19 protein-coding genes and 1 pseudogene are annotated in these 25,785 nt (G+C 70.3%); 8 read left to right on the top strand and 12 right to left on the bottom strand.

Annotation, left to right across the window (positions count from 1 at the left end; genetic code table 11):
* Positions 1-16: 16 nt before the first annotated feature.
* The 9 genes and pseudogenes from ACFV6V_RS07655 to ACFV6V_RS07615 form a co-directional block, all read right to left on the bottom strand.
* Entirely contained in the window at positions 17-1,129 is a 1,113-nt protein-coding gene (locus tag ACFV6V_RS07655) for a peptidase M50 (protein WP_385560550.1), read from the bottom strand.
* Positions 1,126-2,166, bottom strand: a complete 1,041-nt coding sequence (locus ACFV6V_RS07650; RefSeq protein ID WP_385560547.1) for a lantibiotic dehydratase C-terminal domain-containing protein — start codon at positions 2,164-2,166, stop codon at positions 1,126-1,128. Before ACFV6V_RS07650 ends, ACFV6V_RS07655 begins: the two co-directional genes overlap by 4 nt.
* On the bottom strand, positions 2,163-4,850 hold the full coding sequence (locus tag ACFV6V_RS07645; protein WP_385560544.1) for a lantibiotic dehydratase: 2,688 nt from the start codon (positions 4,848-4,850) through the stop codon (positions 2,163-2,165). Before ACFV6V_RS07645 ends, ACFV6V_RS07650 begins: the two co-directional genes overlap by 4 nt.
* Before the next feature lie 10 nt (positions 4,851-4,860).
* Positions 4,861-6,447, bottom strand: coding sequence for a SagB family peptide dehydrogenase (locus ACFV6V_RS07640; RefSeq protein ID WP_385560541.1), 1,587 nt, complete (start codon positions 6,445-6,447; stop codon positions 4,861-4,863).
* 36 nt (positions 6,448-6,483) lie between these two features.
* On the bottom strand, positions 6,484-8,412 hold the full coding sequence (locus ACFV6V_RS07635; RefSeq protein ID WP_385560538.1) for a TOMM precursor leader peptide-binding protein: 1,929 nt from the start codon (positions 8,410-8,412) through the stop codon (positions 6,484-6,486).
* Positions 8,399-10,585 (bottom strand): TOMM precursor leader peptide-binding protein, encoded by a 2,187-nt coding sequence (locus tag ACFV6V_RS07630; RefSeq protein WP_385560535.1) that lies wholly within the window; start codon positions 10,583-10,585, stop codon positions 8,399-8,401. The genes ACFV6V_RS07635 and ACFV6V_RS07630 overlap by 14 nt, the downstream gene beginning before the upstream one ends.
* Before the next feature lie 6 nt (positions 10,586-10,591).
* A complete protein-coding gene (locus ACFV6V_RS07625; protein ID WP_385560532.1) occupies positions 10,592-12,394 on the bottom strand; it encodes a BTAD domain-containing putative transcriptional regulator in 1,803 nt (600 codons plus the stop codon).
* A gap of 9 nt (positions 12,395-12,403) precedes the next feature.
* Positions 12,404-12,679 (bottom strand): hypothetical protein, encoded by a 276-nt coding sequence (locus tag ACFV6V_RS07620; protein WP_385560529.1) that lies wholly within the window; start codon positions 12,677-12,679, stop codon positions 12,404-12,406.
* 564 nt (positions 12,680-13,243) lie between these two features.
* A pseudogene (locus tag ACFV6V_RS07615) lies at positions 13,244-13,400 on the bottom strand (IS5/IS1182 family transposase); the annotation flags it as partial.
* Between the two features lie 341 nt (positions 13,401-13,741).
* Here ACFV6V_RS07615 and ACFV6V_RS07610 point away from each other — a divergent pair.
* From ACFV6V_RS07610 to ACFV6V_RS07590, 5 genes are all read left to right on the top strand, one after another.
* Positions 13,742-14,740: a linear amide C-N hydrolase gene (locus ACFV6V_RS07610; RefSeq protein ID WP_385560526.1), complete on the top strand. Its 999-nt coding sequence runs from the start codon at positions 13,742-13,744 to the stop codon at positions 14,738-14,740.
* Between the two features lie 635 nt (positions 14,741-15,375).
* Positions 15,376-15,711, top strand: a complete 336-nt coding sequence (locus ACFV6V_RS07605; protein ID WP_385560523.1) for a hypothetical protein — start codon at positions 15,376-15,378, stop codon at positions 15,709-15,711.
* Between the two features lie 463 nt (positions 15,712-16,174).
* Complete coding sequence (locus ACFV6V_RS07600) at positions 16,175-16,630, top strand: hypothetical protein (protein ID WP_385560520.1); 456 nt, start codon at positions 16,175-16,177, stop codon at positions 16,628-16,630.
* A gap of 159 nt (positions 16,631-16,789) precedes the next feature.
* The gene (locus ACFV6V_RS07595; RefSeq protein ID WP_385560517.1) at positions 16,790-18,115 is read left to right on the top strand and encodes a PP2C family protein-serine/threonine phosphatase; all 1,326 of its coding nucleotides are present in this window, start codon (positions 16,790-16,792) and stop codon (positions 18,113-18,115) included.
* Between the two features lie 618 nt (positions 18,116-18,733).
* Positions 18,734-20,197 (top strand): hypothetical protein, encoded by a 1,464-nt coding sequence (locus ACFV6V_RS07590; RefSeq protein ID WP_385560514.1) that lies wholly within the window; start codon positions 18,734-18,736, stop codon positions 20,195-20,197.
* 217 nt (positions 20,198-20,414) lie between these two features.
* On the opposite strand, the gene ACFV6V_RS07585 is transcribed toward ACFV6V_RS07590, so the two are convergent.
* A complete protein-coding gene (locus ACFV6V_RS07585; RefSeq protein WP_385560512.1) occupies positions 20,415-21,284 on the bottom strand; it encodes a hypothetical protein in 870 nt (289 codons plus the stop codon).
* Positions 21,285-21,894: 610 nt separating this feature from the next.
* Here ACFV6V_RS07585 and ACFV6V_RS07580 point away from each other — a divergent pair.
* On the top strand, positions 21,895-22,545 hold the full coding sequence (locus ACFV6V_RS07580; protein ID WP_385560509.1) for a hypothetical protein: 651 nt from the start codon (positions 21,895-21,897) through the stop codon (positions 22,543-22,545).
* Between the two features lie 176 nt (positions 22,546-22,721).
* Here ACFV6V_RS07580 and ACFV6V_RS07575 read toward each other — a convergent pair whose 3' ends face one another.
* Entirely contained in the window at positions 22,722-23,705 is a 984-nt protein-coding gene (locus tag ACFV6V_RS07575) for an oxidoreductase (RefSeq protein WP_385560507.1), read from the bottom strand.
* A 121-nt stretch (positions 23,706-23,826) separates the two neighbouring features.
* Here ACFV6V_RS07575 and ACFV6V_RS07570 point away from each other — a divergent pair, with 121 nt between their 5' ends.
* Both ACFV6V_RS07570 and ACFV6V_RS07565 read left to right on the top strand, forming a co-directional pair.
* Entirely contained in the window at positions 23,827-24,441 is a 615-nt protein-coding gene (locus ACFV6V_RS07570) for a TetR/AcrR family transcriptional regulator (RefSeq protein ID WP_385560504.1), read from the top strand.
* A 591-nt stretch (positions 24,442-25,032) separates the two neighbouring features.
* Positions 25,033-25,566 carry a GNAT family N-acetyltransferase gene (locus ACFV6V_RS07565; RefSeq protein WP_385560501.1) on the top strand — a complete coding sequence of 178 codons (534 nt, stop codon included), beginning with the start codon at positions 25,033-25,035 and terminating at the stop codon, positions 25,564-25,566.
* A gap of 18 nt (positions 25,567-25,584) precedes the next feature.
* On the opposite strand, the gene ACFV6V_RS07560 is transcribed toward ACFV6V_RS07565, so the two are convergent.
* Positions 25,585-25,731: a DUF6192 family protein gene (locus ACFV6V_RS07560; RefSeq protein WP_385560635.1), complete on the bottom strand. Its 147-nt coding sequence runs from the start codon at positions 25,729-25,731 to the stop codon at positions 25,585-25,587.
* Between the last annotated feature and the right edge of the window lie 54 nt (positions 25,732-25,785).

Here is a 25,785-nt window from a genome sequence, read left to right as displayed (position 1 = left end):
GGTGCCTTGACGGCGCTCACCCGGTGGTGAGCAGGTGGTGGACGATCGTGGTGACCGCCGCGACGAGCGCGCCGAGCACGAACGGCACGCTCATTCCGTACGCGGTGTAGGCGGCACGGGCCCGGCGTGGGTACTCCCTGGCGGCAGGGTCCCGGCGGACGGCCAGCCGCAGATACGTCCGGGTCGACGCGGCCAGTTCGGTGGCGCCCGCCAACTGGGCGACGATCTTGTACCCGTCCAGTGGGGGCAGCGGAACGAGCATGGTGAGCGCCTGCGCGCTCCCGAGGAACAGGAGTCCCGCGAGGGCTCCTCGGGTGGCGTCGTCGACGGGGGCGTACCGCCAGACGGCGAAGAACGGCAGCAGGAAGAGGAGGTTCATCACGGCACCGGCGGCGGCCGTGGCGATGCGGTGACGGCGGGTGCCCAGATAGAGGAAGTCGTCGACGGTGCAGTACATGATGACGACCGGAAGCCGCCAGCGCAGTCCGATCTCGCGGACGTGGCCGCCGTGGTGCCGGGCGACCACCCCGTGCGCCAGCTCGTGCAGAGCGGTGCTCAGCCACAGCAGGGTCGCTGCGGCCGTCAGCAGGGCCGGACTGGTGAACAGTTCCCCGGTGGCCAGGACCAGTTCACCGGCGTGCCGGGCGAGGACGGCCTCCATGGCGACGAGCAGGACCAGCAGCGGTGCCACGCACCACGGTGACAGCAGCGGGCGCACGGCCCGGTGCAGCCGCGCGGTCGTCGTGTCCGCGTCCGCGACCAGCCGGAGACTGCCGCGCAGCACGCCGCGCGGCTCGGGTGACGGTGTCGGGGGCCCGGCGACGGCCGGGGAGTCGGTCAGGAGCCCTCGTGTGCCGAGCATGCCCAGCAGCTGCTGCCAGTGGGCCGCGGCGAGCCTGCGCTCGTATGCGCTGGCGTACTCCGAGCCGATCTCTTCCAGGCTGCGGCGCCCGTCCATGCGGGAGATGAGGAAGTGCTCCTTGGTGCCCACCTTGAAGGACTGCCCGCTGCCGGTGTCCTTGATCAGGTGCACGGTGTTCCTGCCGTGCAGGAGCGCGTCGCTGATCAGGACCCCGGGGCGCAGCCGGGGCCGGTACGCCGTGAAGGCGGAGGGGGTCGGGGCCGTCATCGCGGCTCTCGCAGGGCGCGGCCCAGGACGTGGGCGAGGTAGGCCTCGTCGCGGATGGTCACGTGCAGCCGGTTGTTGGTCATATGCATGTACGGGGAGAGCAGGCGCGGCAGCGCCACGGCGGGGTCGGTGACGCGCTCGTCGCGTTCACCGTCCCAGGACCGGAACACCAGGTCGCCGTTGGCGGCCAGGGTGCGGGCGCGGGCCCGGAGTTCGGCGCAGTGACCGGCCCAGTCGGCGAGGAAAGCGGGGAGCCGGGGCGCGTCGTCTCCGCCGGCGACGGCGGTGCGGACGGCGGCGAAACGGGACGCGAGCTTCGGGGCCATGGCCGCGTAGTTCGTGTCGTACTCCTCGCTGCCGATGAAGCCGGTGTCGGGGAAGGCCCGGTGCCAGAACGTGTAGTAGCTGTCCAGGTAGTCGGCCAGTTCGTCGTCGCCCGGCAGGAAGCAGCCGGAGATGACCATCATCAGTTGCGCCGACGTGCCGAGCAGCACGGTCCGCAGGTGCAGGTTCTTGGTGCGGAAGGCCTCGATGACCAGATCGCTGGAGTGCCGGAAGTGCCATTCGGCCAGCTCGATCCCGGCCGGCCCACCGTACTTGCCGTATTCCGGCTCGTACTCGGTCGGGCAGCGGGTGTTGTTGGGCAGCAACCGCATCCGGCCCTGGTCGTCGGTGTAGCGGGCGCGCTCGCCGGCGGGGAACTCGATTTCGAAGAGTGTGTTGTAGAACTCGCTGAGGAAGCCGGAGTCGACCTCGTACAGGGCGGGTCGCTCCGCGAGGAACGCGTCGACGGCCGCTTCGGTACGGCGGCGGACCTCGTTCTCCGCGTCCGGGGATGAGGGCTTGATCCGCAGGCGGACATGGGGGCCTTCGAGCCAGTAGTTGATGAAGAAGTACCCGTCGAGGAGTCCGTCCGCCTCCAGCCCGGCCACGAGGGGGCGGATGCAGTGGAGCAGCATGGGGCGGGGGTTGGCGGCGTAGAAGACGTGGGTGGCCTGCCAGGCCCCGGTTCCCGTACGCGCTCCGGTCGTCGTCATCCGTGGTGGTCCCTTCCGGTCGTACGGGTGGCGGTCGCCGTCTCCACGGCGAGTTCCGCCACGTGGCGGCCTCGGCCTGACACGGTGTGCAGTGCGTCCTCGTCGGGCAGCATCTCCCGGAACACAACCCGCGCCTCCGCCGTCCTGATCAGCCCCTCGAACGCGGACAGCGACAGGGGGCTGTCGAAGTCCACGTACTGCGGCTTCGCGGCGGTGGCCCCCCGGGCACCGGAGTCCGAGACGGTGGCGAACACCCGGTCGGGCAGACCGTGTGCCCGCCGGAAGCGGTGCCAGCCGAGGAACCGTTCGGCGTCCGGCACCGCCGGACCGGCCAGCGGCAGCCGGGAGGCCGGGCAGCTCCAGCTGCGGCGGCTGAGCACCACGCTGCCGTGTCTCACACGCGGCCGTCCGGTCACACCGCCGTCCGGTTCGCCTTCGGGGACACCGCCCCAGACGTCGAGCGGCGCGATGGACGTCGGAGAGAGCAGCAGCAGGGTGCGGGGCAGTTCGGGGAGGGCGAGCGGCACCAGGTATCCGAGGTAGACGGGGATCACCTCGCGGCCGAGCCGGACCGAGCGCAGCACCAGCCGGTCGGCTCTCTCGTCGTGCTCGATGTACAGGCTGTCGAGTGGGATGCGGAACTGCGGATCCAGCGTGCCGCTTTCTCCCGGGCAGACGATCTCGTGTGACGTGAGCCTGCCGTGGAGGTTGAGGTTGCTGGTCACCGGGCCGCCGGTCACCTCTGCGAAGACGGCCCCCTCCGGCCGGATGTCCTCCGCCCGGCGCAGCAGCCGCTCCTCGATGCCGTCGAAGCAGTGGGTGAAGCGGCTGAAAGGGAAGGACAGGCCCCCGTACGAGCGGTTGAGTACGGCCAGTGGGTGACCGTCTCGACGGTCGGCCAGCTGGAGGTGATGGCTCATGGGCAGGAAGTCGGCTGTCACGGGGGACAGGTGGGAGGCAACCTCGTCGATGAGGGCGCCTTCCAGGACGAGTTCCTCCCCATCGCTGTCGTCCCACAGGGCCCGCATCCTGGTGACGAAAGTCTCGCGGGCGGTGTCGAGCGCCTTCAGCTGCGGCAGTCCCAGCCAGTTCACCTCGGGGACGTAGCGGCCTTGGGCATCGAAGGAGGTACGGCCTGAGGTGAAACTCAGATACTGATCGAAGAAGTCCTCGTGGAAGTCGTGGACCAGCTTCAGCAGGTCGTCGCAGCGGCCGCCCTGGCCGTACCGGGCGAGGAAGAACCCCTTGAAGGTGATGCGCTGCGGAAGCGTCAGGTCGAAGGCCGGCAGGATCCGCTCCACTTGGCGCAGGGGATCCTGGATCTGATCGGCCCATACTTTCGGCCCCAGGTTCGTCCGTGAGCCAGCCGAGACGTCCTCGTACAGCACGGTCTGCGGCACTCTGCCCTTCTCGGCCCCCAACTCCTTTTGAATGTCGCTCAGTTCGTCTCTCAGCTCGCGCAGCAGCGCGCTGCGGGCGGCTGGGGCGACCTTGCCGAACCGGTCGACGCACACCACGGCCGCGTCGAGCCGACCGGCCAGTGTGTGCGCCCAGGGACGGCCGAGGTCCCGCAGGGACGCCTGGAACGCGCGTAGCGGATCGGTGTCGTGCACCTCGGTCCGCAGGCACGGGACCTGCACCATGCCCACGTCCAGCAGAGCCTGGAGGTACTGGGCGCACTCCTCCTCGCCGGCGTCCTGGTCGGCGGCGAGCCAGTCGGCCAGCTCGGCGAACCTTACGGTCTCCCGCTCCTCGAAGTGCCCGAGCAACCTCTCCAGGACGCCGCTGCGGCGCAGGAAGAACAGCCGGTCCTTGACCGCGTCGAAGGTGACCGCCGTGTCGTCGTCGCCTGCCGTCACCCAGCGGCGCACGTAGCGCACCCGGTCGCCGTCCCTGCCCCAGCCGGAGGCCAGGGACACGGGCAGGTCGGCGCGGCGGGCCGGGTCGGCGACGACGGACTCCGCGAGGCGGCGCAGCGCGACGACGTTCAGGCGGGTATGGCTGGTCCACTCCTGAGCGATCCTCACCTCCAGTCCGTCCGCCGGGGACTGCCGGCCGGTGCGCTCGCCGAACTCGCCGAGCGCGACCCCGGTGAAGGTCGAGAACGGGCTGGTCTTGCAGGCCGTCCGGTACAGGTACGACAGCAGCGAGCGCTCGATCTTGCGAGTCCTCCGGTCCGGGCGGGCGTCCGGCGCCGCCGCCGTCTTCCGTACATAGGCGTCGAGTTGGGCGTCCAGGGTGGGCGAGGCGAGCAGGAGGCCCTTGCGCAGCCGCTCCTCGCCCGCCAGTCGACGCAGCGCGGCGCGGGTGCGGGCCGTCTCGACGGCGAGCAGTCCCGCGCCCTGCGCGGTGCGGGCGGTGAGGCGGCGGCGGGCGGTGAGCCAGTCCGCCAACGCCTCCCCCACCGCCACATCCAGGCTGGTCACCAGGGACAGCGCCGCTTCGGCGTCGTGCGGCAGGCGGTTGTTGAAGACGTCCCGGCGCAGCTTCAACAGTGCGCGGCGCTCGGCGTCTTCGGCACTCCGCCCGATCAGTGGGTGCAGCAAATCGCCCAGGGCGGCGCCCGCCGCGCCCAATCGGTCGCCGGTGGCCAGGACGTCGTCGGCCCAGCGGCGGCTGTCCGGGCAGCGCAGCTCACGTACGGTGTCGATGGGCAGCCCGGCGACCCGGAGCATGAACGGCATGGCGGCCCCCTCAGGCGATCTCGTACCGGAAGTCGGCCGGGTTGGGCCGCTCATGACCGATCATCATGATCAGAAGTGGCGCCTCTCCGGTCCCCTGGAGGCCCAGCTCCTCGATGTACGAGATGTTGTCGAAGCCCAGGGCTGCTCCGCAGCCGAGCTCCATGGCGGACGACGCCGTGTAGACGGCCTGCGACACGGCACCGACAGCGGCGTTGACGAGACGGTAGCCGCGGTCGCCGACGGCATCGAGCACGGCGGTGGTGCGGATGGTCGGCACCAGCACCGCCCCGGCCTGTTCCAGGTTGTAGTTCGCCAGGAAGTAGTTCCGCTGGAGGAAAACACCGGGGCGGCCCTCCACGACGAGCCTGAGGCAGTGGGAGTCGGGATCGTAGGCGTACGCGCCCGGGGCGAGGCCGTCGACATGGTTGACGAAGGTGTACAGGTTGACCAGCCGGGTGTCGCCCGTGCCGGTGTCACCGCCGAGCCGGGCCCCCGCCATGGCGGCCTTCAGGCAGGCCGCCAGCTGGTCCTGGCCGACGGGCCGCCCCACCTCGAAGCGGCCGAAGCTGCTACGGCGGCGGCGCAGCGCGGTACGGACGTCGGTGTCCAGCGGCCGGGGTGCGGGCAGCGGGACTCCGGTGCCGCTCGGGCCGGGAGCCGGGGCGGCACAGGCGAGCGCTCCGGGGGCGGGGCGCCGCGCGGCGTGCTCGGCGGTGGCCGTCTGCATCCGCGTGACGGCGTCGAAGGTGAGCACGGTTCGAGACCGCTCGGCGTCCCGGTGGCGTACGGCCGCCGGGACAGGGGCCGACGTGGTGCGGGCGCCGCGCCAGCGCAGGGGGACGACGGCGAACACGCCCTCCTCCTCGGTCCGTATGCCGAGCAGGCGGGCCAGTCGCTCCTCGTCGAACCACATCAGCGGCTCGACCTCCAGGCCCCTGGCCCGGGCCCACATGCGCCAGGTCTGCACAACGGTGCCGACGTCCATGCTGACGGCGTGGAAGGCGAAGCTGTTGTACTTGAAGGCGTTCTGCCAGTACTTGACCCCGAGCACCAGGTACTGGTCGGTCGCCTCGGCGCCCTGGGCGGTGTCACCCAGGGCCGCGCGCAACTCGCCCGACACGTCACCGGTCAGCAGTCGCTGCATGGCGTGGTGGCGGGTCGCGTAGTAGTGGACGCCGGGCGGTACGGGGCCGCTGGGGCCGGAGACCCAGTAGACGCTCACGGGGTAGAGGCCGCCGCCTGACGCCGTACCCCGGGACCAGTTGGCGAGCGGGAAGCTCGGCAGGGTGGCGAGGTCCGTGTTGGCCTGGACGCCGAGGCGGCGACCGGTCAGCCCGTACGAGTCGTACAGCATCCCGGACAGCGTTCCCAGGTCGAACATCTCTGCGGGCGGGCCGGCGTCCGGGCCCAGCCCCAGGCCCCGGTCGAGCGACGCGTCTGCCGGATAGCCGCTGCCGGGGAGCGGCATGGTGTCCACGCCCGGGTAGTACTTGCTCTTGCGGGGGCTGTCGGCCCAGTCAGGCACGAACTCGGCGGGTTCCATCGCGACCCGCCCGCGCCGCATGATCGCAGCTGCGTATTCATGGGCGTATCCCATGACGAACTCCTCGGTGGCTCGGTCGGTCGGGGGCGCTCACGGAAAGGGGTGCGGCGCGGGGTTGAAGTCGGCGGGTACGAGGTCGCGATCACGCAGGCCGGCCTCGCGCAGGGCGGTGCGAAGGCGAGGCATGCCCAACGCGCGCTGGCGCGTCCAGCCGAAGTCGATCGGCAGGAGTCCGGGCACGATCACGCTGACCGTGGTCAGGCCCAGGTCCCGCTGTTCCGGCATGGTCTGGTCGACCACGATCACGTCGAACCCGGCGCCGGTCACCGCCTGGACGCACCACTCCAGGTCTTCCCGCAGATCGTCCGACACCTCGGGCGCCGGACACCGCGCGCCCGCGCCGTACAGCTCCGTGAAGGTCCGCCGGGGCGGCCTGGGCGCGCCGGGCTCCCCGATCAGGAAGTGTGCGTGGTCGCCCATCTCCGGGACCCCGTACGCGAGCGGGTGGTCGTGCAGTGCCTGGACCTTGTCGAAGTCGTCGGCCATGGCCCGCAGTCGCTCCCAGTCTCGCTCCGTGCGGCGTTGGAGGTTCACCGCGTCGGTGGCGATCTCGCACAGGGCGCCGGCGAGCGCGGCTTCCGGGTCGAGCCCGGCGCCGCCGCCGAAGCACATGCGGCCGAGGTCGCCGTCGGGACGTACCGCGACGCCGGTCACGACCGGGATCGGAAACGTGATCCGGGTGTCGAAGAAGCGGGCCTCGTAGCCGTACATCTCCAGCCGGTCCACCATGGCGCGGGTGGCCGGGCGGGCGCTGGTGCGGGGATCGATCTCGGGAAGTGCGGCCTGCCCGTACCAGGTGAGCAGGAAGGCATCGCGCTCCACGACCTCCATGAGTCCGCAGTACACGGCCTCTTCGAGGCAGCCACCGGAGGCGCAGCCGTTGGAGGACTCCTGGACGAAGCGGTTCTCCAGCCCCGGTGCGTGGTAGTACGTCAGCACCTCGGGGACCATGACCGGTTGCCGGTCGGCCAGCGAGTAGCCCCAGACCCAGGGGATCTCGCGGTCGGGACGGAACGGCGCGATGCCGGGGTTGGCGCGGTGAAACGCTTCGGAGTAGAGGCCGCACCGACGGGGGTCCAGTGCCGGCTTGCCCCGGGCGCGCAGGCCGTCCAGGGAGTCGAGCACCCCTGCCCGCCTGGTGCGGGCGCGCATGCCCGCGTAGCGCTCCAGTCCTTCCAGGACCCCGATGCGCATGCTCTGCGCGAAGGTGTCTGCGTGGCCGCCCCAGAAAGTCTCCCGGAGGTAGGCGCCCGAGCGCATGGAGAAGCAGCCGATGGTGGCGGAGGTGGACAGGGAGGACACGTCCTGCACGACGGACGGACCCAGGGACCCGCAGACGGGATTGGTGTAGGCCTCGGGTGGGAGGTCGTAGGCACTGGTGTCCCGGACGCGGAAACTGCCGGGACGGTGCTTGGGGGCGCGGCGCAGGCGCAGCACTGCGGCTTCGGGAGTGTCGGGTTCCGGCTCCGCGCAGGCGGGGCACTCGGGGTCGGGGACCAAGGGGTAGGCGCGGGAGCGGAGCGTCTCCAGGTCCACGAGGTGGACGGCCGGGTAAGTGCCGGTGACGGGCGCTGTGCCGTCGGACGCGCGGGCGGCGATCAGCGCCGCAAGGGCGTCGGCGGCGAACGGGGTCAGGTACGGGGTCTCCCCCGCCGCCCGGGTACCGGCGCCCAGTTCCAGCGCCTCCCGCAGGGGGACTGAGCGTACCGCCTGCCAGCGGCGGTCCAGGCACAGGCCGCACGGGCGCCGCCCGTCGTGAGCCGTCCCGGTGAACGGCCCGACGATGACCTGACGGCCGTAGTGCCGTACGGGCACGGCTCCGAACCGGCGGTCGCCGTCCGCCTTGAATGCGTCTCGGACACCGAGGGGGGCGACGTCCAGTTCCACGCTGACGCCGTACCGGGCGAGGGCGTCGTACAGGCCCTCCGCCAGGCGGCGCGTCGCGTCAGTCACGGGCATGGACGCCGTCCTCGGGTTCGGTCGTGAGGAGGATGTAGGCCGTGCTGATGCCGCCCGCCGGAAGGTCGGCGGGCGTCGTCGGGACATGGAGGGCGTCCCGGCCGGCGGCCCGGAGGCGGTCCAGGATCGTCGGGAAGTCCGTCGTGGCCGCGTCCGGGGCCATCGGCCCACCTGTGACCGTGATCGCCTCCGGTGCCAGGTCGCCCAGCAGCGGATCGCCCAGGTCCACCGCGGTACCGGGATCCTCCACCGCCAGTTGGACCTGGCCGAGGAGATCGCGGAGGGCCGAGCAGGCCGCTGCCCGGCTGGACAGTTCCGCACCGACCGCCCAACGGCCGTCGGCCACCCTGGCCAGGACGGTGTGCGCCGAGGTGCGTGCGGCCTCACCCAGATCGAGCAGTTCGACGTCGACGCCCAGGGTGCGGGCCGACTTCAGCAGGAAGACCAACTCCGGGGCGTCGTCAGCCTCGTCGGCAGCCAGCAGCCGCACCTGCGTCGCTCCCCGCACCGCCCGCAGCAGGGCGTCGTGGCTCAGCGCCGACAGCAGGCCCCGGCCGGCCGCCGACTGAGGTGTAGGGCCGGCCCCGCCTCCCGCGCGCGTGGCGAGGATCAACCGGGCCCTGTTGTGCTCTCCGAAAGGACGTACCGCGGCCGTGGGGACCCGTATCGGCTCCTTGGTGAGGAGTGAGGTCGCGGTGGTCCATGCCGTGACCGTCCCGCCCGTGCCGCCGCCGGTCGTCAGCCGGTCGGGGCCGAGCGCGGTGGCGACGTCCGTGCCCCGCGCACCGGCGTCGGCCGGCCCCACATGCTCGACGTATGTCTCGGCCGCCGCGTGCAGCGCCCTCATCCGCGCGCCCGCCAGATGGTGCACGTCGAAGGCGGCGATCGTGCGCCGTACGCCGGCTCCGAGGGCGACCTCGACCCGGCTGATCTTGAGGGGGGTCTGGGTGATCTGCTCGTCGTCGTAGCGGCGGAAGACTCCCGTGTACGGGCGGACCAGCGCGCCGCTGATCCGGTTGAGGTCCTCGACGAGGGTCTCGGCGTCGCGTGCGGTCTCCACGGTCGCGGTGACCGGGAGGGCGAGTTCGCCGGGGAGCGGGGAGCCCCCGGTCGTGGTGAGCGCGGCGCAGCGGCGGCAACGGGGATGGGGCAGGACGGGCTCGGCGACGACGTCCAGCGACTCCAGGTCCTGCACGAGGACCTGCTGTCTGGTTTCGGGCGGCAGGGCGCCGGTGGTGAGCCGGAAGATCTCGTAGCCGAGGAGGTTGCCCGTCATCGAGGCGACGGGCCCGGTGGGCAGTGCCCGGCTTGCCCGGGGCGTGACGCCGCCGGTGGCGGTGGCCCAGAGGTCGGCGGCGGCGCCCTCGTCGGTGTTGCCGCCGAGCCGCAGGACCGCGCAGGTCCAGCAGCCGGTGGAGGTGGCGGTGGCGAGCGGGCCGGTGACGGTGTGTCCGCCGAAGCCCCAGGAGGGGATGAGGGTGACCCCGTCGGGCACGACTTCGGTGAGCAGCCGCCGGGTGGTGGTCACCGCTTCGGGCCCGGTGACGATGACGACGTCGAAGGTGGCGAGCTCCGCCCACCCGGACGCCACGGCCAGTCGGTCGATGCGCACCGGGCTGTCGTCCGCGTCGAGTTCGCCGGCCTCGCGGGCCACGTCGGGGAACTCGGCGGTGACGGCGATGTGGGCACAGCCGTTGCGGACCAGGCTGAGCGCGCACCAGCGGGCGACGTCGTCGCCGCCGAGGACCGCGACGCGCGTGTTCCGGAAACGGGCGAAGCGCCCGGGCGCCCCATCGGTGTAGTGGTCGATGTACGCGATCTGTGCGGAGAACCGGCGGGCCGGGCCGGTCATGGCGTTGAGGTCGGGGTCGGAGTCGGCGGTGTCCTTCTCAGGGACGTCGCGGGCGAAGTCCCGCTCGTACAGGGTCTTCACCAGCTCCGCCGCCATGGCGCGCTGGGGCGGACCGAAGCCCTCGCAGATGTCGCCCAGCGTGTGGCGTCCGGCGAGGTGCGGGACGAGGAGGGAGGCGAAGCGGTAGGCGGTGCGGCCCGTGAGGTGGAAGCCGCCGTCCGCGTTGTGGAACAGCACGCCGCCGGGGGTCTCGGTGAACAGCACGTCCCGGCGTATGCGGGGCCGGGTCGCTGCGAGTGCGTCGAACGTGGTGTCGGCCATGGGGGGTCACGCTCTCTCTGTGGTCTCGGGGCGTGGGCCGCCTTCTGCGGCGGCTCTGCGGGCGTACGCGCGGAGCAGTTCATGCACTCGGTAGGGGCCGGGTGGGCCTTCTTCCAGGAACCCTGCGTCGACCAGCCGTTCCAGGAGTTCCTCGGCCTCGGCGGCGCCGGTGCCGAGAGCGGTGACGCCGTCCTGGGCCGGGAAGGCGGCCGACGGCAGGGAGCCGGCCCTCACGAAGGCGTCGGCCAGTCGTGGGGTGAGCCGGTCGAGGGCGGCGTCGAGCACTCGGGTGACGGACAGTCGGGGGTCGTCCGCCAGGGAGAGCCGTGCCAGCGGGTCGTCGGCAAGCCAGCCCGCGGCGTCCGCGAGACCGAGCGCGGGGCGGGTCAGCAGCCGGGCCGCGATGATGCGCAGGGCGAGCGGGAAGTACCCGCACAGGGCGGCGAGTCGGCGTGCCGCGGCCTCTTCCGGCTTGACCCGTTCGGCTCCGAGGGCGGCGACGAGCAGTCGGTGCGCGTCCTCCTGATCGAGGGTGGACAGCCGGTGGACACGACCGCCGTGGGTGGCCACCAGGCCGGCGAGTCCCATGCGGCTGGTGATGATCACAGCCCCGCCGGGTGCTGCCGGCAGCAGCGGCCTGACCTGGCCGGCGTCGACGACGTCGTCCAGGACCAGAAGAACGGGAGCGCCGCCTTCCCGGCCCCGCAAGGCCGTCGCCACCGCGGCGGCGGCCTCGGCGGCGTCGCGCGGCTCCCCGCCGGGGTGCACCATCGGCACGTGCAACCGCCCGCCGGAGAACGTGTCCCGTACCTGATGGGCGACGTGGTGGGCGAGTGCGGACTTCCCTATGCCCGGGGCGCCCGAGAGCAGGATGGTCACAGCCTCGTCGCGGGCTTCGGTCAGCTGGGCCACCATGGCGGCGGCCTCGGCCGCTCGGCCGGTGAAGGACGGCACGGGGGGCACCGGAACCACCGGAGGCGGCGGGTCGCCACCGTCCTCGACCGGAGATCGGCGGACGGCCGCGGTGCCGATCGCGGCAACTGCCCGCACGCCGTCGGCCGACGGCCCCAGGTCGTCGCCGCGGAGGATGGCCAACTCGAGCCGTCGTAGCCCCGGCGAGGGGTCGACACCCAGTTCCTCGAGCAGATGTCGCTTGACCCGCCGGTATTCGGTCAGCGCCTCGCTCTGCCGCCCGCTGCGGTACAGCGCCTCTATCAACTGCTCGTGGAACCGCTCGTTGCCGGGGTGGGCACGTGTCTCGCTCCACAACGCCACCAGCGCCTCCCCGCAGCGACCGAGTGACAGTTCGAGGTCGCAGACGCGCTGCACGGTGCGCAGCCGCTCCTCGATCAGCCGTGGAGCCTCGTCCCGGTGCAGCACTTCAGAGCGGACGTTGGCCAGCAGCGAGCCCTGCCACAGCGCCAGCGCGTCCTTGAGCGCGCGTAACTCCATCTCCGGGGTATGGGCGAGACGGGCTGCATGGCGTACCCCGTCCCGGAACCCGATCACGTCGAGGCTCCGCGGTCCCGCGCTGATCCGGTAGCCGCCGGGGACCGCCTCGATCGGGGTGTCCACCACCCCGTGCTTGACGAAGAGCCGCCGCAGGCGCAGGACGCAGGTCTGCAGGGCGGCTTTCGCCGCAGCTGGTTGTTCCTCACCCCAGATGGCTCGTTGCAGGTACTCGGCGGACACCACGCCGTTGGCGTGCAACAGCAGAGCGGCGAGCAGATTCGTCGGTTTGGAGGGCTGGAGTACGACGGTTTCCGTGCCGTCAGTGATGCTCAGCGGCCCCAGTAGCTCGAATCGCATCGCCGCGGCCTAGTCCCCACCGTGGAGCAGCTTGCACGGACCGACCGGTGCGGCGGTCGGCTGCTGCTGCTGCCCGACCGTGGCTCGGTGGAAGGGCGCTTGGACCGTCCGCACGGGGAACGGCCCCGCCACGGTCTCGCCGGGCCAGGTGCACCTGCCGCCGGCCCGGGTGGGCGCGGTCGCCACCCCAGCTGTACCGGTGCCGATCGTCAGCATGCCGAGTGCACAGGCCTGGGCGGCACCGGCGCATGTCCGCTCCGCCGACGTCATCGTCGTTCCCGCCATGCTTCGCCCCCCAGATCGCTCCGCTGCGGTCGTCTTCGCGGTGCGTATCACGATGCCAACGACATCTCCGCGGCAGCACGGTCGTCCCCCGGCCGTACTGCCGTAGCGGCGTGCCCGGTGCCAGGTGGTGGTCACCACGGCGGAGCGCGCTCATCATTCGCGCCGCCCATTGCCATTGTCAAGATTCTTTTCAAGAGCGGAATTTGATGAGGCGTCAGGTTCTTCGAGGGTCTCATCCCAACCGCACATGATCGATTGATTCCTGCTGGCCAGGCATGGTTTGACTCGGAGCGAGGAAAGGATTCCGGCGTATTCCCCGCTCGATGGTCGAGGGCTGGGTGTGCAATGGCACCGGTGCGGGAAATACCGGAGGAACGGGGGCGTCTGCCCGGGTGAGGGCGGGGGCCGAACGAGGAAGCCGTGCCACCGGCCTAGATGCTGCACAGCTTGCGGGACACGGCAGGTCATCGACGTGGTCTCGCCAGATCCGACGCACCGACGACTGCGACAGGCCCACCTCTTGCACCATGGACCGTGTCGACCAGTGTGTTGCGGGTGGTGCCGTTCCACGGCCCATCTGATCAGCCGTTTGTGAACAGTCTGGAACGAGCCGAGTCCGTCCGGCAGGCCCGCGATGGCCTCCGGGGTTCGGCGGTCAGCGGCCCAGCGCACGACCGGGAACCGGATCGGCCGGTGTCAGCGGTTCGATCAGGTCCCACAAGTCCTCAAACCCTGGGGCAGCGGAAACAGGAAGAACCCCAGCTCACACGCTCTGGCTTCCCCGCCCGGCTCACTCACCCACCTCTCGACACACCAGGCCAGCCGTCACTCCGTACACCAACAAGCCCCCTCCGAGCGTCACATTCGGCGCCCGGTGCCCGGCCACTGCTCAAGCAGGGCTGATCAGGTACTTTCCGCCCAGCAGGGGTGGCAAGCCCGCCGGCTCGTGGCAGTCCTTGAGGCGTAGACGCCGGCGGCACGGCCCCCGGGGGCGAGACCCAGAGGCGGGACGCCCTTGGGTGCCGGGCCCGGGGCGGGGTGCACACAAGAGAGGGACGAGTCATGTGCACGCGGATTCTGTGGAACACGAACGACCACGCCGTCCTCGCCGGCCGCACGATGGACTGGCCGGAGTCGACCGAGCCGGTCCTGACCGTCTTTCCCCAGGGGCTGAAGCACGACGGCGGCAAACTGGCCGACGCCATCGTGGTCGCCGACAACCCCCTGCTGTGGACGAGCAGATACGGCAGCCTCGTGACGACCGTCTACGGCGCGGGAACGGCCGACGGCATCAACGAAGCCGGCCTGGCGGCGCACATGCTCTATCTGGACGACAGCGACCCCGGCCCCCGCGACCCGGACCGGCCCGGTCTCCAGATCGCCCTGTGGATCCAGTACCTGCTGGACAGTGCCGCCAGCGTCGGCGAAGCCCTGGCCCTGGCCGACAGCTTCCAGCTGGTGCCGATCGAGATGCGGGGCTTCACGGCCACGGTCCATGTGGCGTTGGAGGACAGATCCGGAGACTCGGCGATCATCGAGTACCTCGCGGGTGAACGGCAGGTGCATCACAGCCGCGACTACACGATCATGACGAACGAGCCCGCCTACGACGAGCAACTGCGTCTGCTGGAGAAGCAGGTGAGCACCCTGAGGAGGCTCGGCCACGACGGGCCCGACAGCGAAATCCCCCTGCCGGGAAACGTCAACGCGATCGACCGCTTCCAGCGCGCCGCCTACTTCACCTCGCTGCTGCCCCGACCAGCCGACGAACAGCAGGCGGTCGCCGCCATCCTGGCCGTCACCCGCAACGCCTCCGTCCCCTTCGGCGCCCCCTACGGGTCGGGGCGGTTCGCGACGTACAACACCGAGTACCGCACCGTCTGCGACCTCACCGGCAGGCGGTACTTCCTCGAACTGGCCACCAGTCCCAACCTGCTGTGGGCGGAACTCGACCGCTTCGACCTGTCCCCCGGCGCCCCCGTCATGACACTGAACCCTGATGGTCTCCTGCTCGCAGGCGATGTCTCGGGTGCGTTCGCACCGTCTCCCGCGCCGTTCTGAGAACCTCTCGCGGCCGCACCGTCGCCTGGACCACTGGTGCCGGGTGTGGACCAGGCGAACCCTCGTCATCGGCGGCACGGCATGGGCTGGCAGGGAACTGCTCGCGGCAGGCGGTGGAACGCGGCCGGTCAATGGCCTGCAAGCCGTGTGGCAGCGGTACCCGGTGCGCTCACGGCCCGAGGATCCCTGGCGGCCGCGCGGTCCCACTCGGCCTGGTCGCGCAGCCAGATCGGTGACGCCGGGTGACCACGCGACGGCGGCCCCGGCCCCGCACGTTCCCGCCGGCCAGGGCGGTTCACGCGGCTCGAGCCCGTCGTCGTGGCGAGCCAGGCAGCACCGCCGACGCCCGAAGCCGGTACACGCCGACGAACACACCAAGGACGTCATCCGCGGATGCCCGTGCACCTCTACACCGGCCCACTTCATCAGCACCCGGCCGCTCATCTGAACCACGAGTGCCCGGCTCCAGGGGACCGGGCAGACGGCAGCCGGAGACGGCTACCGGCAGGCCGAGGGCGGATGGCCCGGCCCCAGCACCGACAGCACCGAACCGACGTCTGCCGACGCCGGAAAACGGCAGGCAAGGCGAGCGGTTCGAAACGCGTACGGCCGACTCAGCGCCTTACCATCGACCCATGCTCACGCGTGCCGCAGAGTCGTCGTTGTCCCTCTGGTCCCGGGATTCCGTGTTGTCCATCGGATCGGTCGGGTCAGTACTCTCGGTCGGATCAGCCGGATCCGTGCTGTCACTCGGATCGGTCGGCAGCACTCTGTCGATCGGCTCGATCGGCTCTGCCCTTTCCGTCATCTCTGCCGGCTCCTGGCTCAGTATCGGTTCCGTACTGTCCGCCCAGTCACGTTGGTCCGTACTGTCCTGGCGGTCCAACCGCGGCCTCCTGGCCGCCGGGGTGGCGGCAGCGGTCACCCGCGTCCTGCTGGACAACCAACACCTCCAAAGCACTGCTGGCTGAAGAACCACCCCCAGCAGGCCCCGCGATTCGTCGACTGCTGAGGCGGAACGCACCGCCCCACCACCCGGGCAGTGATGAGCTCACTGCGACACACCTCGGTCCGAACTGCCGGGACGCCGCACCGGACGAGGAAGTCCTCTTCCGCCACCTCCGCCTGATGCGCACCGGGATCAGCATCGTGTGGGCGGTCCTGCTGCCCGTTGGCCAGGAAGAAGCCCTCGCTCCAGCCGTCGGCTCCCGGCGGTGTGCGATGCCAAGGTCATCGACCGCATTGTGGGCATCCGCCAGCTGGGCGCCACACCGGTGCCGGTCGCCACGGCCGGCCCGCGGGATGCCACCCCCGGCCGCCCGCCCGACCACACCCGCGCCGGCGCCGGCTCCCGACCCGGCCGGGGCTCCGGAGGGATCCGCGCCCAGCCCCGCCCTCCTCAGTCTCCTGTCCCTCGCCGAGGACTCCTCCGACTTGGAGGCGCTCAGCCTCTACCTCGCCGACCGCGACCCGGCGGTCCGGACGGCCGCCGTAGCGGCCCTCGGCGAGACCGTGCCGACTGGAGCCAGGCCCTCGCCGGCCGAGCGGCTTCGGGAACACCGCCCCCAGGTCCGGGCCGGGTTCGGGGCCGGTCTGCGGGAGGCGCTCGGCGTCGCCGACCCGGCGGCCGTCCGGGCCGCCGTGCTCGACGTGCTGCGCGCCCTGCGGCTGGGCGACACCGGGGTGTACGCCACCGCGCTCGCCGACACCGACACCGACACCGACACCGAGGTACGCGTCACCGCGGGCGTGGGACTCGGCCTCGGTTGGGCCCTCATCAATGGCGCGACACAGTCTTGTGTGCCGGGCTCCCGCGACGTCCTGGCGCGGCACAAGTACCCGACTCTGATCCCGGAGCGTCGGGGGATGGTGGTCGGCTCAAGGCGATAGACAGGAGACGGACGACCGGCACTGAACCATAGGTCGGCGGGCCGGCACAGGCTCGGCCCGGGCGGTGCGACATGTGAGGTGTTCCATGCCGGTGGGTGAAGGTGAGTCATACACGTCCGCCAGGTACGACGGCTTACGCGGCGGCGTCGGGAGAGCCCAATGGAACGTGATCAACCGCAACCTGCGAACATCGTTGACCTGCATCAGTTCCTGGACGACCAGCTCGACCAGATCTCCGCGCAGCTCCGGGGGCTGGCCCGGACCAGGGATCGGTTGCAGGCGCTGCTGGATGCGGTCATGGCGGTCAGCCGGGAATTGGAGCTGCCAGTGGTGCTGGACCGGATCGTCAGGGCTGCCATGGACCTGGTCCAGGCTCGCTATGGCGCGATGGGCGTCCTCGACGAGCAGGGCGAGGGCCTGGCGCACTTCATCCCGGTGGGGCTGACCGAGCAGGAGCGGGCTGACCTGGGCGGTGTCGAGTTTCCTCGCGGCAGGGGTCTGCTCGGAGCCCTGATTCACCGCCCCGAACCGCTCCGGGTCGAGGAGATTTCCTCGCATGCGCAATCCGCAGGGTTCCCGCCCGGTCACCCGCCGATGCGCAGCCTGCTCGGGGTGGCGATCAGTGTCCGGGGCAAGGTCTATGGGGACCTGTACCTTGCCGACCGGCGCGACGGGGAACCCTTCGACGAGTACGACGAGGACGTCGTCGTTGCACTGGCCGCGGCCGCCGGAGTGGCCATCGAGAATGCGCGTCTGTTCGGGCATGTCCGGGCACGCAGTGAGCAGTTCCAGCGTTTGCTGCTGCCGACACTGTCCGACCTGCGACCGTACGAGGGCGCCGCCGTCTACCGCCCGGCGACCGCCCCAGCCCGGGTCGGCGGTGACTGGTACGACGCCTTTCTGCTCCCGGACGGGGCGTGTGCTGCCGTCATCGGGGACGTGGGAGGCCACGACCTGAAAGCTGCGGCGGCCATGGCTCAGACCCGCAACATGCTGCGCGCCCTGCTCTACGATCGCCGCACCCCGCCCAGCGCAGTCCTCACACAGCTGGATCACACTCTGCAGGCCATCACCAACAACCCCGTCACCACCGCCTGCCTGGCCCGCATCGAACCCGCAGGGTCTGCCTGGACCTTGCACTGGAGCACCGCAGGCCACCTCCCGCCCCTGCTCATCGCCCCCGGCCAGCTGCCGAAGTATCTGTTCGCCGATCCTGGGATCCCCCTGGGAGTGGACGCCGACCAGCCCCGCCCTGACCACACCCACCCGCTTCCCGCCGGCTTCACCGTGGTCTTCTTCACCGACGGACTGATCGAGCACCCCCGGCACCCGATCGACAACAGCCTCGACGCCCTCGCCCAAACCGCGGCCAGCCACAGCGACCTGTCCCTGAACGACCTTTGCCAGACTCTTGTCGACCACCACCCGAGCGACGGCCACGACGACATGGCCATCCTCGCCCTGCGTACGCCCCCGTCGACTTAGCCCTTCGCCGATGCCGGCCCACCGCGTGCCCCTTCATGGGCTGTACCCGAAGATCCTGACGGACCGTCCCTTGGTGCGGCCGACCGTGCCGAGGGGCACCGCCTGACCACCGCCAGCCGCCGGCCGCCATTCGGCGCTCGGCGGGTGCGTGGACCTCGTGGCCCCAGGCGCCATGCCTGACGCGGATCGTTCGCCAGTGCCTGCCCCCGCCTCGAGCCGTGCAGATCCCGCGTTGATGGCACAAGGTCCCTTGAGGGCTGCTGACTGATGCGACCTGTACCTTCCTCCGGTTCCGCTTCGGGCCTTCCCGCGATGACTTGCGTGGTGCCCATGCTCCGAATGGCTGTCCCGGTCGGGCCTTGGTGTCCACAAATGGTCGTTGACAAGAGCCGTGGACCGCCTGCTGTCCGACTGCAGTGTGGCGCATCGTCATCGAGTTCATGGGGGCCGTCATCCATGGTTCGAAGGCTGTCCGGCTCCCGTCTTCATCTGCGACGACACACCCCACATAGGATAATTGTCTGATTTGCGGTTTTTCATTTGTTTTTATGTGGGAGCCATGGCCCCTGCCTGGCATGGGCCATGACCCGCCGTCACACAGAAGGAGAGCCACGTCGGATGTCTAGATCACTGGGCATGGACGCGGATGTTCCGCGTCCTGCGAAGTCGGCGGCGCTGAGCCGTCATCGGACAGCAGCCGTTCTCGCCGCGGCCGGGCTGGTGACCATGACGGGCACCACGACCGTCGCGAGCATCACCGGCGCCGAAGCGGTCGGACTGACGGCCTCCTCCACCGCACGGGTCGACGTCAAGAAGACCGAAGGGGCCTCGGGCGGCAGCAAGGGCGACGAGGGCAAGGAGAAGTCCACTGCCGGAAAGGGTGACGAGGGCAAGAAGCACGACGCGGACAAGCGGTCCGGCGACCGGTACGGCCACGACGGCGAGCACCACGGCCACAAGAAGCATGACGGAGCCCACGGCGGCGACAAGCGGTACGTGGAGTGCGACCCCAACGACCTGGTCGCAGCCCTCGTCGACCTGAACGAGAACCGCGGCGGGGCTCTCGTGCTCGCGAAGGACTGCACGTACACGCTGACGGCGACACAGGACGACAACGGTCTACCGGAGATCACCCAGCCGATCACCATCCACGGGAACGGCGCCACCATCGCCCGCGCCGCAAACGCCGACCAGTTCCGCATCTTCGAGGTCGGCCCCGGCGGTGACCTGAAGCTCCGCGACCTCACCCTCACCCAAGGCAAGGTCGACGAAGAAGACGGTGGCGCCATCAGCGTCACTCCAGCCGGACGCCTCGACAGCAAACACGTCACCTTCACCGACAACAGCGCTGAAGACGGCGGCGCGATCTCCAACGAGGGCATCGCCGATCTCCACTCCAGCACCCTCAGCAAGAACTTCAGCGAAGTCGGCGGCGCCATCGACAACAGCGAAGGCAAGCTGGGACTCCATGATTCCAAGCTCACCCGCAACACCGCCCCATTGGGTGGTGCCCTCAACAGCAGTGGGGTCACCACACTCAGCAAAACCCTGATCGCACACAACACCGCCACCAACGGCTTCGGCGGCGGCATCCTCACCCTCGGCGGGATCCTCAGCATCGACCGGAGCGCCGTCCTGCACAACACCTCCGCATTCGGCGGCGGCATCATCCCCTTCGGCCAGGCCCTGTACGTCCGGCGCAGCACCATCAACGAGAACACCGCCACTGCACAGGGCGGCGGCGTCTTCCTCCTCGGCGCGGGGGTGATCGAGGACAGCAACGTCAACAGGAACACCGGCGTCGACGGAGGCGGCGGCATCGACAGCTCCGGCTCACTGGCCGTTCGTGGCAGCCACGTCAACGACAACCAGGCGCCCGGCAACGGCGCGACCGGCGGCGGCATTCTCAACGAAGACGACCTGAGCCTCACCAACAGCAAGGTGACCCGCAACATCTCCGACGAACCCGCAGGCGGCGTCCACAGCGACGGCACCGTCACCACCCACGGCAAGGTCCGCATCATCGACAACGTCCCCACCAACTGCCAGGGCGGCGACCCCGTCCCCAACTGCTTCGGCTGACGCACCCACCTGCCCCGACCACCCGCCTCCTGCCCCCGGCCGCTCTCCTGAGGGCAGGAGGCCGGCCGTGCGGGTGGTGCGGTGCGCCCCGCGATAGGAGCAGCTGTGCGCCCGGCCGCAAGCCGCCGACCCTCGTCACGTCTTCAGCTCCGCCGTGGGCGGAAGTGCGACGGGGCGGCGTGGCTTGTGAGTCTGGGCGTTCAAGGGAACGGTCGGGCTATTCCTCTTGCTCCAGGTGTGCCAGGGTGCGGGAGGTTTCATCTGCGGCGTGGCGCGCGTCCCGCAAGGTGCGCTTGGCGTCGCTCACCGCCGTACCGGCTTCCTCCGCGACCGCCGCCGTCTCGGCCTGGGCACGCCGGGCTTCCCGCAGCTCGTGCTCCAGGCGACGCACCCGCTCTGCCGCCCGCCGGGCGTTCTCGTCCGATCCGCGCTGTGCTTCTTGTGCTTCGTCAAGGCCCTGTTCGCGCCTGCGGGCTTCGTTGGCTGCTTCCTGAGCCCTTGTGCGAGCACGCTCAAGCTCGCCTCGACGCTTCTCTTCGTCGCGCCCGCGCTTCTTTCGAGATGGGGCGGGTGCGGCAGGTGCTGGCCGGGGCGACAGGGTCGCCGGGGTGATGATGTCGAAGTCGACAGCGACGTCAGGCACCGTCACAAGCCGTCCCTTCGCCCACTGCTCGGCGACATCCGGGCGGGCGAGAGCGGCCTGGAGGATCTGCTCGACCTCGTGCAGCACCGTGTCGCTCACCGGCTGACCGGCGCGGCGGGCCAGCGCGGCGGCCGAGCGCGCGAGCGTCGTGACGAGTTGGTGCCGCTGCCCGCTCGCCGCCCGCAGCTGTGTCGCATCGAGTGTCCGATGAGCCTCTCGGAACGTCTCCCCCAGCGCCAGGAATCGCGTGGCTTCCTCATGCTGTTCGCGAGCCAGTAGGTTCGCTGCCCATGCTGCGAGCGTCGGCCGACGCATGTCAGCGATCGCTTTCGCGGTCGCGGTGTCCTTCGCCTTGCGTGCCTCGGCGACGTACGCGTCCCGCGCCGCCACGAACTCGGACGGGCGCAGCCTGTAGAGCTCCTCGGCGACCCGCTCGACATCCACGCCTCTCACTGTGCGCTGCCCGAGACCAGTCGATGCGACCCGGGCCGCAGCCACTGGGCCAGATGAAGAGCTCGATCACCCCTACGGCCGGTACCGGGCCCCGAAACGTCGAGGTCTCAGAACCCGGGGCCCGCAGCCAGGTCCGGTCGGCGAACGAACCAACGGCGCCCGCGGCCCGCCTCGTTTCCCATCACATGGGTACAGCACCGGCCGCAAGCTTCTCGGGGACGACCTCATCGCCCATATCCACAAGGGGCGAGCCAGCGGCAGCCCGCCGTTGGCGCCGAGGGCGAGGGCCTGCGAGGTGATGAGCCGCCGGCCCAGCGAGGAGCCGATCTTCACCCCGCCCCTGATCGCCGGTGTTGCCACGTCGAGCACGGGGACGTAGAGGTCGATGTCGGCCTCCACGCTCCAGGTGGCAAGCTCGATGTGGACGCCAAGTCGGACAATCCCTGCCCCAACAAACCCCTCCCGGCGTCAATGGGGGGTCGCAGGTCGAGTGCGCGCCCCGGTCAGGAGGGATCGTCAGAGCGACGAGTTTTCCGCGTAGGCCGGGTATGAAGTGAACATGACGTGCATGTGATCTGAAGCTCCCACGGAGGGCAGCCCCATGAAGAAGACTTCCGCTCGCAGGGTCACCGGCCGGATACTGTCGGCCCTCGGCTGTGTGGTGGTGATGACCGGGGCGGCCTCCGCCGAGCGCTTACCCCGCACGGTCATCGACGCACACACCGGCACCGTCTCCGGCTCCGGTCGGGACGGCCGGTGCGTACTCGTGTACTTCGACCTCGGTGAGACTCTGGTGCACACGGCAGAGGACAAGAGCATCACGTACATGCCGGAAGCGGCCGCTTATCTGCGCGCGCTACGCGCCCGCAGCATACGCATCGGCCTGATCACCAACGTGCCGTCCTCCTGGGGCGCGAGCGACGCGGAACGGGCCGCGGAGCTGAAGCGAGTGATCGACAAGGACTGGAAGGGTTCGCGTCCTTTCAACTGGGCGGACTTCGGGGACAGGATCTTCACCCCGCGCACCGAGGAGGAGCGGAAGCCCGCGCCAGCACTGTGGCAGCGAGCCAAGGGTGCCGCGGGCGGCTGCCGTGTCGTGTACCAGACAGAGGCCGAAGCCGAGATACAGGCGAGCCGTGAGCTCGGGTACGTGTCCTACCAGGTGGGCCGGAATCACTGGCCCACCTATATGCCGGTGCGGCTGATCACCGCGCTCGCCCATGTGCCGCACGCGTCGTCCCCTCTGGAGTAGGCGCGAACGCGCACGTGATGGCCGTCGAGCAATCCTTGGGTGCAGGTGTGAATGAACGGGCCCTGCTGGTGACCCATCTGCTCAGTTCCTGGGAGGCGGCACAACGCCGGCTCTCCGCGCGCACCGGTGATGAATCGACACGGTCCGGCAGGGTCACCGCGGCATTTCGGTACTGCTCAATCCTGAGAAGGGGGATTTGCGGGCAAGGGGTAGCGCACACTGGTGAGCCGTTCCGAAAGCACCCACAATCGGCGGGCGGTGGCGGCGTCCTGGATGGCGCGTTCCCGAGTGCGGAGGACGGGTTCACCTCGGAGCTGGAGCGGCCCGTCGGGCACGACGTAGCTACCTCCGGCCAGGTCGGGGACGGTCGCTGCGTACAGGGAGGTCTTGGCCCCCTCCGGCGTGGGCCGGAAGGCACTGCGCAACAGCAGGCGCATGAGCGTTCCGTGAGCGCGGCCCCGGGTGCTGTTGGCGCCGCCGGTGAGCACGTTGGAGCGAGTGAGTCCCGGGGCGACGGCCATGCTGCGCAACCTCAGCCCGGCGGCGACGGCCCTGCGCTGTAGTTCCGTGGCGAAGTACAGATTCGCCCGTTTCGACTGGATATAGGCGTACACGGTCCGATAGCCGCGCTCAGCGTCGAGGTTGCCCATGTCGAACCGGGCGAATCGCTGGCCTTCACTGCTGACCGTGACCACACGCGGATCCGGAGCGTTCAGCAGGTGGGGCACGAGCAGGCCGGTGAGCGCGAACGTGCCGAGGTGGTTGACGCCGAACTGGGACTCGAAGCCGTCGGCGGTCCGGGAGAACGGCACCATGGCAATGCCGGCGTTGTTGACCAGGAGATCGAGGCGGTCGTGACTCCAGCCCTCGGCGAAGCGGCGGACGGACTGCAGGTCGGCGAGGTCGAGCAGGCGCAGTTCCACGTGAGCGCCGGGGACCTCGGTCCGTAGGCGCTCGATCGCCTCACACCCGCGATCGCGGCTGCGGCACGCCAGGACGACTTGGGCACCGCGGCGGGCGAGTTCGCGAGCGGTGATGTATCCGATGCCGCTGTTGGCGCCGGTGACCATGACCAGACGCCCGGACTGGCTGGGGATGGAGTCCGGCGTCCACGGGTCGCTCAGCGCGGCTTGGGCGGAGGCCTGGGGGACACGGATCATGGGAACCTCAATCGACGGGTGGGGGCTTGTGGACGCAGGGGAGCGCGGCCATATCGCAACTGAAAGTTGCAATGCCTTGATACTGTCGCAGGTGTCACCAATAACGCAACTAGGAGTTGCAATGAAGTCTGTCGAGTCGGCCTCAGGGCGTGGCCCCGCTGTCGGGCGCGGCAACAAGATGCGTGCCGCCGTGCTGGCGGCGACCATCAAGGAGCTCGCGGAGACGGGGTATGCCGCACTGACCGTCGACGCCGTCGCCCAGCGGGCCGGCGTACACAAGACGACGATCTACCGGAACTGGAAAACCTCCGACGGCCTGGTCGCGGACGCACTGGCCTGCCACTTCGCCACCGACATCCCGATCCCCGACACAGGGGCGGTGGAGAGCGACCTGCGCGCACTGGCCCGCTCCCTCGTCGCGACCATGACCACGCAGGCGGGCCGTGCCCTGCTCACCACCGCTCTCTCGGACGCCGAGCGCATGCCCCAGCTCGCCGAGATCAAGCGCGCGCTGTTCGAGGACCGCTTCCGGCGGGCGGAACCCGTTGTCACCCGAGCCGTCGAACGCGGCGAACTGCCCATGGAGACCGACCCCGCCGAACTTCTCAAAGCCCTGGTCGCGCCGATCTACTTCCGCCTCGTGTTCACCGGTGAACCCGTCGACGAAGCGACCGCGGACCAGGCAGTGGACGTCGCGCTGGCCGCCGCGCACGCGCGCGTGCTGCCGACGCCATGACCGGGACCGGGCAGGCAGCGCCGAACCCGTCGTCTCTGTGCCGACGGCTCAGGTAGAGCGCATCACCCTCGCATGAAATCGGTGTCCACCGGACCCATCCTTCCCTTGTGTTCGGCTTGGCGCCGACGCCCTGGGCTCAACCAGTTGCCTCGGCGCTGCTCCGGCCGTCCCCGATGGCGAGTCGAGCGCCTGCCGGGTGCGCTGTCTGCTGCGCCACGGCATTCCCGGCCCCCGCCTGGGGCCCAGCGCTCAGTCTCAGCAGGTGTGACTGAGCGCTTTGGTTAGCCCCTCCGGCCATGTACATGCTCTGGAACGAGCTCGGCGATGAAGCGGGGGACACGGGTTCCAGGTCGGCGTGTTGCGCATCAGAATCGAGGCTCGGGGCGCCGGCATGGTGCCGGGCGCGGTCTCCGCAGGCCCGCGGGTGCCTGTGCTCACCGGCCGAACGCACGCTCGGCCAGATGCCCGAACACCTGGAGCACATGCTTCCTGGAGACAAATAGTCACGCTTCTTGTAATTTGCGGCCTTGGAGAGGCGACACAGCAGCGCCGATTACCGATGGGGCCGTTGCCTTCGGCAGGATGGGCGCCATGACCGAGATCCGCACCCCCCGCCTCCTCCTCCGCCGCTGGCATGACGACGACCTTGCGCCCATGGCGGACATCAACGCGGACCCGCGGGTCATGCACTGGATTGACGACGGCTCGGCGCGCGACCTGGACTACACGGCGGAGGCCATCGAGAGAGCCGAGGAAGAGTGGGACGAGGAGGGCTTCGGACTCTTCGCCGTCGAGTTGCTGGCCTCGGGTGAACTGGTCGGCTTCACGGGTCTGTCCGTGCCCGAGTTCCTGCCGGAGGTGCTGCCCGCCGTGGCGATCAGCTGGCGGCTGGGCTCACAGTTCTGGGGCCAGGGATACGCGTCCGAAGCCGCCCAAGCCACCATGGAGTTCGCACTCCAGGACCGCGGCCTCGACCGGCTGATCAGCATCAACCGGGTGGGTAACGAAGCGTCCGAGAACGTCATCCGCAAGCTGGACATGGTGCCGGAATACGTGAAGCCACACCCGGTGTACGGATATCCGCTGCGCGTGTACAGCATCGATCTCACCCAGTTCCAGGCGTGAACCGGCCGAGCCGTCAGATCACCGGGAGATCACCGACCGCTGCATCACCTCGTCGGTGGCCAGGTTGTGGAGAGCGCTGGTCGTCTCCTGCGGGGTGACAGGCCTGACGACCTGTCGGCCGACCCTGCGGTTCGCCTCGTCCGTCCAGCGGGGACTCGCCCTCAGCAGCGAGACCGGACGCGACGGTGAGCTGGCACAAGACGCTGTAGCCCGTGCGGC

The organism is Streptomyces sp. NPDC059828, assembly GCF_042731955.1.
Taxonomy (GTDB): domain Bacteria; phylum Actinomycetota; class Actinomycetes; order Streptomycetales; family Streptomycetaceae; genus Streptomyces.
This window is presented reverse-complemented; position numbering and strand designations above follow the sequence as displayed.